Raw genomic sequence first — 16,848 nt, 5'->3', positions numbered from 1 at the left:
ACATTCCTAATTTTAGAAGGCTGATAAATCGAGCCGTTATTTGAATGTCGCCATGCTAAGTTTTGTGGCAGAAAAAGGGCAAAAAACAAAAGTTAACAGAGTTTAATGAAAGCTTAATTTTATATTTAGGTCTTTGTTTTATCTGGAGTAATTTCAGCATCGATATTCGTGCAGTATTCTTCGATTAGCGCCTTCCAACGCATCACAATTTCTTTCTCTTTAATGCTGACACGCAGTTTTGTCCAAGGTTGTAAGCAGGTCTCTTTTGATTCTGGTTGTGACAAGCGACTGAATAATTCTTCAGAAGGCATGACGCGCAGCAGAGCCACCAAAGACTCCATGTAATTGAGGCGGAATTGGTCGAGCTTATTCTGCTTGTAAGCGATATGAGAAACGAAGGTGTACACCAAGGCGTTTTGAATTCTTGAGTCGCCTGCTGGCGTCGTCAGTAACGTTTTGGCTTTATCGAGATTACCTAACTTGTAGTGCAAGATACCAAGCCACAAACTCAGCTCGTCGGGGAGGACATCAAATTCCGATTGAGCCTGAGTGAGGTATTCCTCTAGCTTGGTTTTATCTTGTTCGTACAACGCAAGATGACGAGCGATGGTGATAGCAGTGAACTCGTCCATGTGCTCAATTGGTGCGTTGGAAAACTGCTCGTCGAGCAACATCTTTTCGTGTATGTCTGTAAAGTGCCAAGTGCTTTTTGAAGGTTCGGGCAGATTGAAGTACTGAGCAATGTCGCTGTGCAAACGGAATAAGTCTGATTGCAGGTGGTCGATACGCAGGACGTACTGATTTCGAAACGCTAATTTTCCTGTCGCTGGGTAAATCAGGTTCATTTGCGCTTTTATCATGCCCTCTGTCGGACTGTCTTTGAGTTCGATATTGAGCTGATAATCACTGGTCTGCATGTTGCGCGCGCCAGGGAAGTAAGGCGTCTCGTTGATTGGATCGAGAAAGTAGCTCGGAGCATCTTGGTTGGCAATATCAGTATAAGGGTATTCAACTTGCTGCTGGAGCAAGATGGCTTTCACCACGGTACGATACTCACGTGCAGCGGTGCCTATTGCATCGACACGATTTAGGAGAAGCTCGACTTTCGGGATCAGCAGTTGGTTACGCGTCTGCTGAGTGGAAATGCCTTGTTGTTGCCAGAGAGCCACACCCAATCCAATAGCAGTCAGCGCGAACAAAGCACATAGGCCATAAACAACCCTGAGTTTGCGTGAAGAGGGTGCTTTATCCTCATTGACGAGTTTGGCTTTACGTTTGCTCGACTTTGCTGGTGGCAGCAGTTGAACGTTCGCTGGATTGAGGAAGTAGCCTTTACGTGGGTAGGTCACCAATAGCTTAGCGGCATCGTGCTCCGGCAAGTGCTCTTGTAGCAAGGCTCGAAGTGTACTGATTCGATTGGTAAGCACGTTCTTTGATATAAACTTACTTTGCCAAATGGTCTCTATGATGGTTTCTGCAGACAGCGGGTGGCCAACACTGGTGAGCAGCAGTTCTAATAACTCGATGCTACGCGGCTCAAGATCGATAACGACTGCTTGCTTGTGAAGCGTTTGAGTCTCTGGGTTGTAGATCAGTTCGCCAATAACAATCTGACTGTTGGTTTGTTTGGCTTGTTGTAGGAAGTCGCGCATACCATCATGAGTGATTAGGAAATGGCGGAATATTATATAGGCATTGGAGCGCAAAATCTTATAAATTGCGCTCCAATTATTATAGAAAGGTTATGAACCGTAGCTTACAGAATAGCGGTGTGGTTTGTGGTTCATCGCAAGCACTAGGTTTAGTGCGAATGCCCCAAGAATCGATAGGCCGATAACCCAAGGTGTGACGAAGAAGAAAGACGCAAATAGGATACAAGCATCAATCGCCATCTGAGATTTCCCTACTGAGATACCGAACTTATCTTGAATGAATAAGCACAATACGTTGAAGCCACCCAGACTTGAGCGGTGACGAAATAGGATCAGCATACCTAAGCCCATAAGCAAGCCACCTGCCACTGCACAGTAAATCTCGTTAATCGACTCGAGTGAAATCAGTAAATACAGATTATCCGCAAAGATAGAAACCAAAGCGCCAGAAATTGCACTATTAATCGCAAAACGACGGCCAAAGCGTTTCCATGCGAGCAAGTAAAATGGACAGTTGGCTAAAAAGTAAAGCACACCAAACGTAAAAGGTGTAAATTGGCTAATAAGCAGAGCCAATCCTGTTGTGCCTCCGGTTAAGAGGTCTGCGGATTGGAGAAAGAAAACGCCTTGAGCTACCAAAAAGGTACCTGTAAGAATTGCCATCCAGTCTTCTTTTCTTGAGTGTTTTTCCATCTAATATGCAGTCGTTAATGATAAATAGGGCGTGCATAGTAGTAAAAAGATGATCTTTTCGGTAGCTAGAGGGTAAAATTTGCGGTAAACCTATGTAATTGTTGTTTTACAGGGTGTAAAGCACAAATTTGACAGTTAGTGAATCTTGGTTAAACGATTGCAACATCGCCATGATAATCCTTACTTGTCATCATGAAAAAACTGCATGAGAAAAATTGTAAATTTCTCTTTATGACCTAGATCAAATTATGTAGAATGCGCGCCATTACGGTGACGAAAACGTTTGCGTTAGGTCATTCGTCGGTTTTTTTGCAACTTTCAGTACTAATCTGAGTCAGGAGATACAGATGCTTAAGCGTGATATGAACATCGCAGATTACGATGCGGAACTGTTCGCAGCTATCCAGGAAGAAACACTTCGCCAGGAAGAACACATTGAACTTATCGCTTCTGAAAACTACACAAGTCCACGTGTAATGGAAGCACAAGGTTCTCAGCTAACGAACAAATACGCTGAAGGCTACCCAGGCAAGCGTTACTACGGCGGTTGTGAGTACGTAGATAAAGCTGAAGCACTAGCAATTGATCGTGCATGCCAACTATTCGGCTGTGAGTACGCGAACGTACAGCCTCACTCAGGTTCTCAAGCAAACAGCGCAGTTTACATGGCGCTTCTAAACCCAGGCGACACAGTTCTAGGTATGAGCCTAGCGCACGGTGGTCACCTAACTCACGGTTCACCAGTAAACTTCTCTGGTAAGCACTACAACGTTATTCCTTACGGTATCGACGAAGCAGGTCAAATCAACTACGACGAGATGGAACAGCTAGCGCTTGAGCACAAGCCTAAGATGATCATCGGTGGTTTTTCTGCTTACTCACAAATCGTTGATTGGAAACGCATGCGTGAAATCGCAGACAAAGTTGACGCTTACCTATTCGTAGACATGGCACACGTTGCTGGTCTAATCGCTGCAGGCGAGTACCCAACACCAGTTCCACACGCTCACGTAGTAACAACGACTACGCACAAAACGCTAGCGGGTCCTCGTGGCGGTCTTATCCTTCTAACGAAGGTGAAGAGCTGTACAAGAAGCTGAACTCAGCAGTATTCCCTGGCGGTCAAGGTGGTCCTCTAATGCACGTTATCGCTGGTAAAGCGGTAGCGTTCAAAGAAGCGATGGAGCCAGAATTCAAAGCTTACCAAGCTAACGTAGTGAAAAACGCGAAAGCAATGGTAGGTCAATTCCAAGAGCGTGGCTACAAGATCGTATCTAACGGTACTGAGAACCACCTATTCCTAGTTGACCTAATCGACAAAGACATCACTGGTAAAGATGCAGATGCAGCACTAGGTGCAGCAAACATCACAGTAAACAAGAACTCTGTTCCAAACGACCCACGCAGCCCATTCGTAACGTCTGGTATCCGTGTTGGTACACCAGCAATTACTCGTCGCGGCTTCACTGAAGATGACGCGAAAGAGCTAGCAAACTGGATGTGTGACGTTCTAGATAACATCGGCAACGAAGAAGTTATCGAAGCGACAAAACAGAAAGTTCTAGAGATTTGTAAGCGTCTACCAGTTTACGCGTAACCTTCTTCATAGACTGAGCCGATTTCGTTGTCGAACATACTCATTTGCTAGAAGCAAACTCCGTGTGTTCTCCTAGAACTCGACCCATCTATTTCGAAAGTTCACCCAATTTAAAGGTCCTCATTTGAGGACCTTTTTGTTTTTCTAGCGTATGGAAATATCAGATTAGAGCGCGTTGAAGCGAGATTCCTGATATCGCTTAGGCTCTGAATGACGCGCTATTAGTTTAAGGTTATAGGTTCGTTATCCGAATGGCAGTGGTTTAGATTCAGCAGATACAAGAAAGGTTGGCACTGAGCCAACCTTTCTTTTCAAAACAAGCGAGTGCTTATTTAATCTCAATACCTTGAGCCTGCATATCGGCATGGTAAGAAGAACGAACAAATGGACCACACGCCGCGTGGGTGAAGCCAAGTTCTAGTGCGATTTCTTTTAGCTCGTCAAACTCTGAAGGTGGAACGTAACGTTCTACTGGTAAGTGGTGACGGCTTGGTGCTAGGTACTGACCAAGAGTCAGCATAGTCACGCCATGTGCACGAAGGTCTTTTAGTACTTCGATGATCTCTTCTTTGGTTTCACCAAGACCCATCATTAGACCTGATTTCGTCGGTACATTTGGATGCTGCTCTTTAAATTTTTGCAGCAATTGAAGTGACCACTTATAGTTCGCGCCTGGGCGAGCTTTACGGTACAGACGAGGTGCCGTTTCTAGGTTGTGGTTGAAGACATCTGGCGGGTTGTCTTTCATTAGATCAAGTGCCACATCCATACGACCACGGAAGTCAGGAACCAGCGTTTCAATCTTGATGTGCGGGTTCAGTTCGCGGATTTCACGGTTACAGTTAGCAAAGTGCTCTGCACCGCCATCACGTAAATCATCACGGTCAACTGAAGTGATTACCACGTACTTCAACTTCATGTCTGCGATGGTTTTCGCTAGTTTCTTCGGCTCTTCAGCTTCAACAGCAAGCGGACGACCGTGGGCAACGTCACAGAATGGACAACGGCGAGTACAGATCGCGCCTAGGATCATGAAAGTAGCCGTACCGTGGTTAAAACACTCAGCTAGGTTAGGGCAAGACGCTTCTTCACATACTGAGTGAAGGTTGTTCTTACGCATCGCTGATTTGATGTCTTGAATACGTTGGCTGTCGGCTGGTAGCTTGATTTTCATCCAATCAGGCTTACGTAGCACTTCTTTCTGCTCTGTAGGCATGTTCTTTACGGGAATCAATGCCATCTTGTCGGCGTCGCGGTATTTAACGCCTTTTTCCATCTGGATTGGTTTGCTCATGCTTTGTTACCTTGAGAAGGTGCTTCTGTGCTGAATTCTACTTGCTCGTAATCAAGCAAAGTAACGAGTTCTTGTATTAGTTGTTTTTCCACGGCTTCGATGTCTTCTGGCCCACCAACTTGGCTAACCTGAACCATCTCCATTCCTTCATAGCCACATGGGTTTATACGTAAAAACGGACCTAAGTCCATATTGACGTTCAACGCTAGACCATGGAATGAGCATCCTTTTCGAATGCGAAGTCCGAGAGAACATATTTTTTTACCGTCGACATAAACGCCCGGAGCGTCAGGTCGCGCAGCAGAATCGATATTGTATGCCTTAAGAGTGTTAATAACGAGGTTCTCGATGTGCGTAACGAGATCTCGCACTCCTAATTTCTTGCGACGCAGGTTGATCAAGAAGTACGCGACTAATTGACCTGGGCCATGATAAGTCACCTGACCACCACGATCGCTTTGAACAACAGGAATGTCACCCGTATTAATCAGGTGCTCGGCTTTACCCGCCTGACCTTGCGTGAATACTGGGTTGTGTTCTACCAACCAAACTTCATCAGGCGTGTCGTCTGTGCGTTGGTCAGTGAACTCATGCATCGCCTTCCATACAGGCTCATAATCTTGGCGTCCAAGTCGTTTCACAACAAGTTGGTGTTGCATGGGAATTCCTGTCGCTAATAAATAAAGTTTTTGGATTATAAACCGGATGACCCTAATGCTCTACAGCTGAGTAACAGATTTTTAACTGATACATGGGGTGGTTTAGACTATCTATATGATAAATAAAAAGAAAGCAGCCGAAGCTGCTTTCAAAAAAAATTTAATTTATCAAAAAATTATAGAACCATGCGTACGATGTCGATTTCACCCAGTTCTTTGTAAAGGGTTTCAACCTGCTCAATAGACGTTGCAGTGATGTTGATAGACACCGAGTGGTAGTTGCCCTTAGCACTTGGTTTTACTGTTGGGCTGTAGTCACCTGGAGCATGGCGCTGGATAACTTCTAGAACTAGCTCTGGAAGCTCAGGCTTTGCATGACCCATTACCTTGTATGTAAATGAACAAGGGAACTCAAGCAGGTCTTTCAATTTTGCATCAGAGTTGATGGTTAGCATATCGGTAACTCCAGTTGGTATTCGTTGCGGTGCGAAATAGTACAGTCAAATTAGGGTGAACTCAAGATTAACAAAGCCGCCCTAGTTGGCGGCTTTGCAGACTTGTTTGTTGGTCAGAAGCGACTGTTAGAAGAAGCTCTTAAACAACAATACGATGTAGTCCCACATGCGGCTAAATAGGCTGCCTTGGTCTACTGTTTCCAGTGCCATTAGTGGGTACTCAGCAATATCTTCACCATCAATCTGATAGTATAGCTTACCAACTACATCACCTTTCTTAATTGGGGCTTCTAGCTCTTTTTCAAGTACGAAGCTTGCTTTTAGGTTCTTCGCTTCGCCGCGAGGTAGCGTCACGTAAGTATCTTGGTCAAGACCCAGTGCTACTGTGTCTTTGTTACCCATCCATACTTTTTCTTCTACGAAGGTTTCACCTGCTTTGTGTGGTGCCACTGTTTCGAAGAAACGGAAACCGTAGCTCAGTAGCTTTTTGCTTTCTGATTTACGTGCGTTCGCATCTTTTGTACCCATTACAACAGCAACCAGACGCATCTGACCTTCTGTTGCAGAACTTACTAGGCTGTAACCTGCATTGCTCGTGTGACCCGTTTTGATGCCGTCAACGTTCATGCTCTTATCCCACAGTAGACCGTTACGGTTGTACTGAGTGATGCCGTTGTAAGTGAACTTCTTATCTGAGTAGATACGGTACTCGTCTGGCACGTCACGGATCAGTGCTTTACCAAGTAGCGCCATATCGTAAGGCGTTGAGTATAGGTTCGGGTTGTCTAGACCGTGAACGTTCGCGAAGTGCGTGTTCTTCATGCCCAGTGTGTTTGCCCATGCGTTCATTAGATCAACGAATGCATCTTCTGAGCCAGCAATGTGTTCTGCCATTGCTACACAAGCATCGTTACCCGATTGGATGATGATGCCGCGGTTTAGGTCGTGAACCTTAACCGTTGTGCCTACTTCGATGAACATTTTTGAAGAATCAGGGAAGTTTTTCGCCCAAGCATTCTTACTGATGGTCACATCATCGTCTTCTGAAATATTACCACGCGCTAGCTCTTGGCCAATTACGTAGCTGGTCATCATTTTTGTCAGACTAGCAGGAGACAATTTTGTGTTCATCTCTTTCTCAGCCAGAACTTTACCTGAGTTGTAATCCATAAGGACATAGCCTTTAGCTGCGATTTGAGGCGCATCTGGGACAACAACTGGTGAAGCAAAAGCAGATTGAGCGATGGTTGCAGATAGGGCAACCGAAGAAACGAGAATAGATTTCACAAACTTATTTTTATTCATGGTAATTCAAATTTTTTGGTTAACTGTCGACATCTTACCAGAATCCCCACTTATGTAAGAGGGGCTCTGCATAGAAAATCATGACACCAAGGTCATTTGCCAGTTTTGTGTTTTTTAATAAATGCGGACGAATAGCCGAGCAACTTTACTTTATCCAGAGTGGCTTGCGTCAGGGAATAGTCAGTATATGGACCCAACAACAAGCGATACGTATCTTTCGTTGATTCCAAGAAAGTTTCCGTATCCAGCTTTTGACCAAGCTCTTGGCCTAAAGTTCGCGCTCGATCTTCATATTTTGAAGAAGCAACTTGGATGACATATCTCGGGTGCGCAGCGAGTGACTTTTCATCGGTTGGTTTGTCTACCGTGATGACTTCAATCTCTACGTTCGCAGTACCAGTTTTTACGACATCTAGCTTATGTGCCGCGGCGTAGCTCAAATCAATGATGCGACCTTCGTGGAAAGGGCCACGGTCATTAACACGTACAACGGTTGATTTGCCATTGTCGGTATTAGTTACTTTCACGTAGCTTGGCAGTGGCAGCGTTTTGTGTGCCGCTGTCATCGAATACATGTCGTAGATTTCACCGTTCGATGTTAAGTGGCCTTGGAATTTCTTGCCGTACCAAGAGGCGCGGCCTTTTTCTGTAAAGCCTTTCGCATCGCGAACGATTTTGTAATCCGAACCGCGTAGGTTGTAATCGCTGTTACCGCCTAAGCTGTACGGCTCATATTTAGGATGCGCATCCTCAATGTGCTCGACCGAAAGTGGTTTGTCAGGAGCCACATCGGATTCAAGTTCATAACGGCCGTCTTGCTTTTTTTTGGTCGGTAGAAGAACAGCCGGCCAAAATCACAGCAGAGAAGACTAAGGAATATAAAGCGCGTTTTTGCATGGTCTAGGTTGCCTTAGAGAATGCTTTTCGATGCGTATGGATCGACATCAGAATGCCAAAACCAGCCATCAGCGTCACCATTGAGGTACCACCATAGCTGATCAACGGTAAAGGTACGCCTACTACAGGTAGGATGCCACTCACCATGCCGATATTTACAAAAATATACACAAAGAAGCTGAGTACAATACTGCCTGCCATCATTCGACCAAACGCAGTTTGCGCTTGGCTAGCGAGGTAGAGACCTCGGCCAATAATAAATAGATAGATGGTTAGTAGGCAAAGAAATCCAATCATACCCCATTCTTCTGCAATTACTGCAAAGATAAAGTCAGTGTGTCGCTCTGGAAGGAATTCCAGTTGTGATTGAGTACCTTGCAACCAACCTTTGCCGGAAATACCACCAGAGCCAATCGCGATTTTACTTTGGATAATGTGGTAGCCCGCACCAAGCGGATCTGATTCTGGGTTAAACAGAGTACGTACGCGAACTTTTTGGTATTCGCGCATCAAGAAGAACCACAGAATAGGAATGAAACCACCGAGTGCGATTGCAGCGCCCGCAATGATCTTCCAGCTGATACCTGCCAAGAAGATAACGAAAATACCGGAAGCGGCAATCAGAATCGACGTACCTAAATCAGGCTGTTTTGCGATAAGAATAGTCGGTAAACACACCATAATTAGCGCTACAATCAACGTCTTGAAGGTTGGAGGAAGTGGTTGGCGGCCGATGTAACGCGCGACCATTAATGGCACCGCGAGTTTGAGAAGTTCGGAAGGTTGGAATCGAACGAAGCCAAGGTTTAGCCAGCGCTGAGCACCTTTGGAGGCTTCACCAAAGAACAACACGCCAAACAGCAGCACCACACCACCAACAAACATCAATGGGGCGAGGCTTTCATAGGTTCTGGGCGAGATTTGCGCCAGAACGATCATCACAACCAAAGACAGCACCATACGCATTGCTTGGCGATCCATCATCGCCAAACTTTGACCACTTGCGCTGTACATAATAACTAGGCCAAAGCCCATCAATGCAAATATGCCGAGCAATAACGGCAAGTCGATATGGAAGCGTTCAAACAGGGCGCGGTTTTTACCTGTAGAGGGATCCATTTTCATTACTGCGTTACCTCTTCTTTCGCGTTGTTTTGCTCTTCATCAGGTTCTATTTTTTCAGGGCCGATAATCACTCGGTCGAAGATCTTTCTCGCGACTGGTGCACCGTTACTGGAACCACCACCGGCGTTTTCTAGTACTACTGATACCACAACTTCAGGGTCTTCAAATGGGGCAAAGCCAGTGAACAAGGCGTGGTCGCGTAAGTGTTCGGCGACTTCATCTGCGTTGTACTCTTCGTCTTCGCCAAGGCCAAATACCTGAGCCGTACCAGACTTACCTGCGGTTTGATAATCCATGTTGTAAAAAGAGCGACGAGCGGTGCCTTTCGTGCCATGGTTTACTAAACGCATGCCTTCTTTCGCCATATTCCAGTACTTGTCTGGCACATTTTGAATCGGTGGGTAGGTGACGTATTCCGAATTTTCTTGCTCTTCGAAATCACCGCCGTTATCTATGGTGGCTTTCAATAAGTGAGGAGCGGTCACAGCGCCTTCGTTGACCAGTACTGAGGTTGCTTTGGCAATCTGCATAGGCGTTGCTGTCCAGTAACCCTGACCGATACCAACCGGAATCGTGTCACCCTTGTACCAAGGCGTTTTATGACGAGCCATCTTCCACTCACGAGTCGGCATGTTGGCCTTACTTTCTTCGTAAATATCGATGCCCGTGTAGTCACCAAAACCAAACATCATCATCCAATTCGAGATGCGGTCGATGCCCATGTCATAAGCAACTTGGTAGAAGAAGGTATCTACGGACTCTTCAATCGATTTAATGATATCAACTCGGCCATGGCCCCATCGTAACCAGTCACGGAATGGACGAGTGTCTGAATTTGGAATGCGCCAGTAACCCGGGTCATTACGCGTTGTTTTTGGTGTGATAACACCTTCTTCCAGCGCTGCCACTGCCATAAATGGCTTGATAGTTGAGGCTGGTGGATAGATACCTAGCGTCGTTCGGTTGACCAATGGACGATTCTTATCGTTCAGTAGAGCGCGGTATGCTTTGCCAGAAATACCGTGAACGAAAGCGTTCGGGTCGTAACTTGGGCTCGATACCATCGCAAGTATGCCGTTGTCTCTTGGATCAAGTACGACAGCACTGCCACGTCGACCATCAAGCAGTTGGTGTACGTAGAGCTGTAGGTTAATATCAAGGTTCAATACAATGTCTTTACCCGGGATCGGTGGCACGTACTTTAAGGTGCGGATCACGCGGCCACGACTGTTGACTTCAACTTCTTGATAGCCCGCAGTTCCGTGCAATAAATCCTCGTAGTACTTTTCAATACCTAGCTTACCGATGTCACGAGTCGCTTGGTAGTTGGCATCTTTCTCTTCACGGATCAGACGTTGCATATCGCGATCGTTAATGCGTGATACGTAGCCGATAACGTGGGTGAGAACTTCACTGAATGGGTAATAGCGTTTCAGTGTTGCGCTGATTTCCACACCTGGGAATCGGTATTGATTTACCGAGAAGATAGCCACTTGGCTTTCATCTAATTGAGTCAGCAACGGTACCGATTTGAAGCGGCGAGTACGCTTGCGTTCACGATGAAAACGCTCGACCTGTTCTGGCGTGATCTCAAGGATGGTTTGCAGCTCTTCGATCGTACCATCAATGTCTTTGGTTTTTTCTGGAGTCAGTTCCAGGTTGAAGACAGGGCGGTTTTCAGCGAGCAAAATACCGTTGCGGTCATAGATAAGACCACGGTTAGGTGCAATTGGCACCACTTTGATGCGGTTGTCGTTAGAACGGGTTTGGTAGTCTTGGAACTGGTTCACCTGAATGTTGTACATGTTGGCGACCAGCAGGCCCATCAAAATGACGATACCCAGAAAAGCAAAAATAGCGCGACTAGAAAATAGGCGCGCTTCTGCTTGGTAATCTCGAATTTGACTGCGGCGTTTACGAATCATTAACGCTTGTCTCTACAGCTTAGTAGCGATTATTCGCGGTGGTAAGGGTGGTTAGCAGTGATGCTCCACGCTCGGTATAAACTTTCCGCCATCACGATACGCACAAGTGGGTGCGGTAGCGTCAGGGCTGACAGTGACCAACTTTGGTCTGCTGCGGCTTTACATGTTGGAGCCAAACCTTCAGGGCCACCGATCAGAATCGATACGTCACGTCCATCGAGTTTCCACGCTTCCAATTGTTCTGCCAGTTGTGGGGTGTCCCACTTTTTGCCCGGGATATCTAGGGTGACAATACGCGCACCTTTCGGTACGGCTGCCAACATCGCTTCGCCTTCTTTTTGCAAGATACGCGCGATGTCTGCATTTTTGCCGCGTTTGCCCGCAGGGATTTCAACCAACTCGAGTGGCATATCATGTGGGAAACGACGACGGTATTCTTGAAAACCTTCTTCGACCCATTTTGGCATTTTTGTGCCGACGGCAATTAGTTGAATTTTCAAACGATTAACCCCAGAGTTTTTCTAGTTGGTAAAGCTCGCGGTGCTCTTCTTGCATCACGTGAAGCATTGCGTCACCCATGTCTAGGACAACCCATTCACCTTCATTTTCGCCTTCCATACCTAGCGGCTCTAGACCTGCTTTCTTCACTTCAGATGCGACGTGATCAGCGATAGATGAAACGTGACGCTTAGACGTACCAGTACAAATGATCATGTAATCTGTCACGCTTGATTTGCCTTCTACATCTAGAATAACAATCTCTTCCGCTTTCATGTCGTCGGCTTTATCGGCTAAAAAGTCTTTAAGTTCTTCGCGAAGCACTCGGTTTTCCTCGGTATTTTCTTTTCTGTCTGTGGGCGTTTTGAATGATGGTTATCAAAACTGGTCGCGCACTATATCACGCTTTGAATTTTAAATTGCCAGCTTAATATCAGGAGAGCAGGTTTCTAAGCTCAACTGGTGGATCGTTGGCCACACAGATTCATCATATTGGGTTTTGGCTTTTATCTCGGCGTGTGCCAAAAGAGACAAAAGTGCACAAATTCGTGAGGCTGACAGACGAGTCAGCGCAGCATTGTAGAGTGGGCGTTTGTTTTGCCACACTCGATGCTTTTCAAACACCTGACTCATGCCCATTTGGGTCAAGTCGCGGTGCATATTCAGTAGTTGGTTGAACTCTTTTTGGACACTACGGATTAGAATAACGGCTTCTGCGCCTTCTGCTTCCAGTTGGCGCAGAATGCGTTGGGCACGGTTGCCTTTGCCAGCAAGCAGAGCATCAATCCAGTGGAACGTTGTAAAGTGGTTGTGGCGACTCAGAGCCTCCTCTAAGCGTACAACGGTCAGTTCACCATCAGGATAGAGTAGAGCAAGTTTCTCTAAACTTTGCGATAGCGCGAACAAATTACCTTCGTGCCACTGTGCCAACATTTGCAGTGATTGTTGATCAGCTTTTAGTCCTAAAGCTCGGCAACGTGCTTGCACAAACATAGGCAGACGCTGTAAATCTGGCGTTAAACAGCTTACCCAATCGCCTTTGCCGCTCAGAGCTTTAAACCACTTTGCGTTCTCTTGCGCTTTGGTCAGCTTGCTACCCACAACCACAAGCATGATGTCGTCATGCAGCATTTCGCATAGGTTGACCAGCTCTTTACTGATCGCTGCGTTAGCTCCTGCCTCTGGCAACTCCAGTTCAATGAGCTGACGGCTAGAGAATAGGCTGAGCGCTTGGAAGCAGTCGTAAACTTGATTCCAATCTAAGCTGGCATCGACAGCAAAACGGTGTCTTTCTTCAAAGCCTTGTTGACGAGCCATGTTTTGGATCGTTTGACGGCTTTCTTGAATCAACAGAGGTTCATTACCAAAGATCAGGTAAACCTGCTTAATGTGTTTCGCTAGATGGTCAGCCAGCTTGTCGGCAAAAATTCGCATTCTGATTAAGAGTTTGTATTCGTAGAGTTAGCGTTTGTCGCTTCAGGAGAAACGTGGCCTTGTTCGTATTCCGCTCGAACACGACCTAGCTGACGCATCATTTGGCTCGCCGCTTGTTGACGCATTTCGTCTTCGATAACGTCACGTTCTACCGATTTTGCTAGTGCAGTTAGCGGGTTGTCTAGGTAGTTACGGTTTACCGTTGTCGTAAAGTCTTTTGCGCCGAAGCCTGGAATGGTCACGCGGTATTTCACTACGTAAGTCAGTTCTTTTTCTGCCGCACGGCTGTTTTGGTACAGAGATAGTGTGCGCTCGTCGATGGTTGCTTCAATGAGATGCAGGTTTGGTGTGTTCGAAGATGGTTGAACCAAGTCGACTTTATTCAATTCAAGTTGATCGCGGATGTAGCGCGTAAGTGGGCTGTATTCATCGTAGCTTGTGAAAGACATTGTGTGCAGTTCTTCCGGAACGGAGTACTCACCACGAAGGTGAAAACCACAGGCAGAAAGAAGCCCCGCTAATACCAATACCACTGGTAGTTTAATCAAAGAGAAAAAGCGCATTGATTGTATTCATCCTAAATTGAAGGGGTTATTTACCTTAAACCACTCGACGTGAATGGTTTGAGGTAAATAAACAGGGTGATGACTCACCCTGTTAAAAGACTCATGCCGAACGAATAAGTTCGCTCGGCGTTGAGTTTTTGCAAGCTGCGTTTCGTTAATAGCGAGAGGCTAGTTTGCAACGATGTTCAATAGTTTACCTGGTACGTAAATGACTTTACGGATAGTTAGGCCATCTAGGAACTTCTTCGCGTTCTCATCGTTTAGACCAAGCTCACGAACTTGCTCTTCTGAAGCGTCAGCAGCAACAATTAGTTTCGCACGTAGCTTACCGTTGATCATTACAACGATAGTCTTCTCGTCTTCAACCAGTGCTTTCTCGTCAAACGTTGGCCAAACTGCGTTATCGATGTCTGATTCACCTAGCGCAGTCCATAGCTCGTATGAGATGTGCGGAGTGATTGGGTAAAGCATTGCAACTACGGCTTTAAGTGCTTCATCAAGGATCGCACGATCTTGTGCTGACTCTTGAGGCGCTTTCGCAAGCTTGTTCATCAGTTCCATGATAGCGGCAATCGCAGTGTTGAATGTTTGACGACGAGCGATATCGTCAGTCACTTTTGCGATAGTCTTATGAACGTCGCGACGTAGCGCTTTTTGGTCACCAGAAAGTGCAGCTGTATCAACAGACTCAGCAGCGCCTTTTGAAGCGTGAGTGCGAACCAGTTTCCAAACACGTTTCAGGAAGCGGTTAGCACCTTCTACGCCAGATTCTTGCCACTCAAGTGTCATGTCCGCTGGTGAAGCAAACATCATGAATAGACGTACTGTGTCAGCACCGTACTTGTCTACCATCTCTTGTGGGTCGATGCCGTTGTTCTTCGACTTAGACATCTTAATCATGCCTGAGTGTTCAACGTTGCGACCTTCATTGTCCGTAGCAGAAGTGATGCGACCTTTACCGTCACGCTCAACTTTAACGTCAGTTGGAGCAACCCACTCTTTACCACCTTTCTCGTTCTCAAAGTAGAACGCATCTGCTAGTACCATGCCTTGACACAGTAGTTGCTTGAACGGTTCGTCAGAAGTAACGTAGCCCGCATCACGTAGCAGTTTGTGGAAGAAGCGAGAGTACAATAGGTGCATACAAGCGTGCTCGATACCACCGATGTACTGGTCTACTGGTAGCCAGTAGTTTGCTTTTTCTGGATCTAGGATGTCGTCAGCTTGTGGTGAACAGTAACGTGCGTAGTACCAAGAAGACTCCATGAACGTATCGAACGTGTCAGTCTCACGTAGAGCAGGTTCGCCGTTGAAGGTTGTCTTCGCCCATTCTTTGTCTGCTTTGATTGGGCTTGTTACGCCATCCATTACCACGTCTTCTGGAAGAATGACTGGTAGTTGGTCAGCGGGTACTGGGTGAACTTCACCGTCTTCAGTGGTTACCATTGGGATTGGCGCACCCCAGTAACGTTGACGAGATACACCCCAGTCACGTAGACGGAAGTTTACTGTCTTCGTGCCTTTGCCTTCTGTTTCTAGTTTCGCTGCGATTGCATCGAATGCCGCTTGGAATTCTAGACCGTCAAATTCACCTGAATCGAACAGTACACCTTTCTCTGTGTATGCCGCTTCAGAAACGTCTAGATCGCTGCCATCAACTGGCTTGATAACAGGCACGATATCTAGACCGTACTTAGTTGCGAATTCGAAGTCACGTTGGTCGTGTGCAGGTACTGCCATTACAGCGCCTGTACCGTAGTCCATCAATACGAAGTTTGCTACGTAAACAGGAACTTCACGGCCGTTCAATGGGTGAATAGCAGTAAGGCCTGTTGCCATACCTTTCTTCTCCATTGTCGCCAATTCAGCTTCTGCTACTTTAGTGTTCTTACACTCTTCGATGAACGCTGCTAGTTCTGGGTTGTTCTCTGCTGCGATAGCCGCTAAAGGGTGACCTGCTGCGATACCAACGTAAGTCACACCCATTAGTGTGTCTGGACGTGTTGTGTAAACTTCTAGGTCTTGTTGACCTTTCACTTCAAACTTAAGCTCAACACCTTCAGAACGACCGATCCAGTTGCGCTGCATGGTTTTCACCATTTCTGGCCAACCTTCAAGTTTGTCTAGATCGTCTAGCAGCTCTTGAGCGTATTCTGTGATCTTGATGAACCACTGAGGAATTTCTTTTTGCTCTACTGGAGTGTCACAACGCCAGCAGCAGCCGTCTTCAACCTGCTCGTTTGCAAGAACAGTTTGGTCGTTTGGACACCAGTTAACAGAAGAAGTCTTTTTGTAAACCAGACCTTTCTCGTAAAGCTTAGTGAAGAACTCTTGTTCCCAACGGTAGTACTCAGGTGTACATGTTGCGAATTCACGGTTCCAATCGTAACCAAAGCCAAGAAGCTTAAGTTGGTTCTTCATGTATTCGATGTTTTCGTAAGTCCAAGGTGCAGGCGCGGTGTTGTTTTTAACCGCTGCGTTTTCTGCAGGTAGACCAAACGCATCCCAACCGATTGGTTGCATTACGTTTTTGCCTTGTAGGCGTTGGAAACGAGATACTACGTCACCGATGGTGTAGTTGCGCACGTGACCCATGTGCAGTCGGCCACTTGGGTATGGGAACATGGATAGACAGTAGAATTTTTCTTTGTTTGGGTCTTCACTTACAACAAAGGTCTTGTTGTCATCCCAGTGCTTTTGAACTTTCTGTTCAAGGTCTTGTGGATTGTATTGTTCTTGCATCGATGG

Annotated in this window: 13 protein-coding genes and 2 pseudogenes; 1 reads left to right on the top strand and 14 read right to left on the bottom strand. The window is 46.3% G+C overall.

The features are described 5' to 3' along the window. Positions 1-125: 125 nt before the first annotated feature. Complete coding sequence (locus tag KJB05_RS14410; protein WP_208444804.1) at positions 126-1,652, bottom strand: winged helix-turn-helix domain-containing protein; 1,527 nt, start codon at positions 1,650-1,652, stop codon at positions 126-128. Between the two features lie 90 nt (positions 1,653-1,742). Continuing rightward, complete coding sequence (locus KJB05_RS14405) at positions 1,743-2,345, bottom strand: YitT family protein (protein ID WP_009705643.1); 603 nt, start codon at positions 2,343-2,345, stop codon at positions 1,743-1,745. A 347-nt stretch (positions 2,346-2,692) separates the two neighbouring features. Between KJB05_RS14405 and glyA the strand changes: the two are divergent. Then, a pseudogene (gene glyA, locus KJB05_RS14400) lies at positions 2,693-3,942 on the top strand (serine hydroxymethyltransferase). Positions 3,943-4,270: 328 nt separating this feature from the next. Here glyA and lipA read toward each other — a convergent pair. From lipA to leuS, 12 genes and pseudogenes are all read right to left on the bottom strand, one after another. Beyond that, complete coding sequence (gene lipA / locus KJB05_RS14395) at positions 4,271-5,236, bottom strand: lipoyl synthase (RefSeq protein ID WP_009705644.1); 966 nt, start codon at positions 5,234-5,236, stop codon at positions 4,271-4,273. After that, a complete protein-coding gene (gene lipB / locus KJB05_RS14390; protein ID WP_005438575.1) occupies positions 5,233-5,895 on the bottom strand; it encodes a lipoyl(octanoyl) transferase LipB in 663 nt (220 codons plus the stop codon). The genes lipA and lipB overlap by 4 nt, the downstream gene beginning before the upstream one ends. Positions 5,896-6,071: 176 nt before the next feature. After that, positions 6,072-6,350, bottom strand: coding sequence for a DUF493 family protein YbeD (ybeD, locus tag KJB05_RS14385; RefSeq protein ID WP_005384135.1), 279 nt, complete (start codon positions 6,348-6,350; stop codon positions 6,072-6,074). Between the two features lie 126 nt (positions 6,351-6,476). After that, positions 6,477-7,655: a serine hydrolase gene (locus KJB05_RS14380; RefSeq protein WP_005438576.1), complete on the bottom strand. Its 1,179-nt coding sequence runs from the start codon at positions 7,653-7,655 to the stop codon at positions 6,477-6,479. Between the two features lie 92 nt (positions 7,656-7,747). Beyond that, positions 7,748-8,552: pseudogene (locus KJB05_RS14375) on the bottom strand (septal ring lytic transglycosylase RlpA family protein). Positions 8,553-8,555: 3 nt separating this feature from the next. After that, positions 8,556-9,677 carry a rod shape-determining protein RodA gene (gene rodA / locus KJB05_RS14370; RefSeq protein ID WP_020196475.1) on the bottom strand — a complete coding sequence of 374 codons (1,122 nt, stop codon included), beginning with the start codon at positions 9,675-9,677 and terminating at the stop codon, positions 8,556-8,558. Then, the gene (gene mrdA / locus KJB05_RS14365; protein ID WP_208444803.1) at positions 9,677-11,602 is read right to left on the bottom strand and encodes a penicillin-binding protein 2; all 1,926 of its coding nucleotides are present in this window, start codon (positions 11,600-11,602) and stop codon (positions 9,677-9,679) included. The genes rodA and mrdA overlap by 1 nt, the downstream gene beginning before the upstream one ends. A gap of 29 nt (positions 11,603-11,631) precedes the next feature. Continuing rightward, positions 11,632-12,102 (bottom strand): 23S rRNA (pseudouridine(1915)-N(3))-methyltransferase RlmH, encoded by a 471-nt coding sequence (gene rlmH, locus KJB05_RS14360; protein ID WP_208444802.1) that lies wholly within the window; start codon positions 12,100-12,102, stop codon positions 11,632-11,634. A gap of 4 nt (positions 12,103-12,106) precedes the next feature. Then, entirely contained in the window at positions 12,107-12,424 is a 318-nt protein-coding gene (gene rsfS, locus KJB05_RS14355; RefSeq protein WP_005425840.1) for a ribosome silencing factor, read from the bottom strand. A gap of 90 nt (positions 12,425-12,514) precedes the next feature. Further along, complete coding sequence (holA, locus tag KJB05_RS14350) at positions 12,515-13,534, bottom strand: DNA polymerase III subunit delta (RefSeq protein WP_208444801.1); 1,020 nt, start codon at positions 13,532-13,534, stop codon at positions 12,515-12,517. Between the two features lie 5 nt (positions 13,535-13,539). After that, the gene (gene lptE / locus KJB05_RS14345) at positions 13,540-14,097 is read right to left on the bottom strand and encodes an LPS assembly lipoprotein LptE (RefSeq protein WP_038896230.1); all 558 of its coding nucleotides are present in this window, start codon (positions 14,095-14,097) and stop codon (positions 13,540-13,542) included. 171 nt (positions 14,098-14,268) lie between these two features. Continuing rightward, positions 14,269-16,842 (bottom strand): leucine--tRNA ligase, encoded by a 2,574-nt coding sequence (gene leuS / locus KJB05_RS14340; protein WP_208444800.1) that lies wholly within the window; start codon positions 16,840-16,842, stop codon positions 14,269-14,271. Between the last annotated feature and the right edge of the window lie 6 nt (positions 16,843-16,848).

The sequence above is a fragment of the Vibrio sp. B1ASS3 genome (assembly GCF_905175355.1).
Lineage (GTDB): Bacteria > Pseudomonadota > Gammaproteobacteria > Enterobacterales > Vibrionaceae > Vibrio > Vibrio owensii.
This window is presented reverse-complemented; position numbering and strand designations above follow the sequence as displayed.

Coding starts and splice junctions, on each gene's coding strand:
- lipA (WP_009705644.1), bottom strand. CDS start 5,236: ATGAGCAAACCAATCCAGATGGAAAAAGGCGTTAAATACCGCGACGCC.
- mrdA (WP_208444803.1), bottom strand. CDS start 11,602: ATGATTCGTAAACGCCGCAGTCAAATTCGAGATTACCAAGCAGAAGCG.
- KJB05_RS14410 (WP_208444804.1), bottom strand. CDS start 1,652: ATGCGCGACTTCCTACAACAAGCCAAACAAACCAACAGTCAGATTGTT.
- lptE (WP_038896230.1), bottom strand. CDS start 14,097: ATGCGCTTTTTCTCTTTGATTAAACTACCAGTGGTATTGGTATTAGCG.
- leuS (WP_208444800.1), bottom strand. CDS start 16,842: ATGCAAGAACAATACAATCCACAAGACCTTGAACAGAAAGTTCAAAAG.
- ybeD (WP_005384135.1), bottom strand. CDS start 6,350: ATGCTAACCATCAACTCTGATGCAAAATTGAAAGACCTGCTTGAGTTC.
- holA (WP_208444801.1), bottom strand. CDS start 13,534: ATGCGAATTTTTGCCGACAAGCTGGCTGACCATCTAGCGAAACACATT.
- KJB05_RS14405 (WP_009705643.1), bottom strand. CDS start 2,345: ATGGAAAAACACTCAAGAAAAGAAGACTGGATGGCAATTCTTACAGGT.
- lipB (WP_005438575.1), bottom strand. CDS start 5,895: ATGCAACACCAACTTGTTGTGAAACGACTTGGACGCCAAGATTATGAG.
- KJB05_RS14380 (WP_005438576.1), bottom strand. CDS start 7,655: ATGAATAAAAATAAGTTTGTGAAATCTATTCTCGTTTCTTCGGTTGCC.
- rodA (WP_020196475.1), bottom strand. CDS start 9,677: ATGAAAATGGATCCCTCTACAGGTAAAAACCGCGCCCTGTTTGAACGC.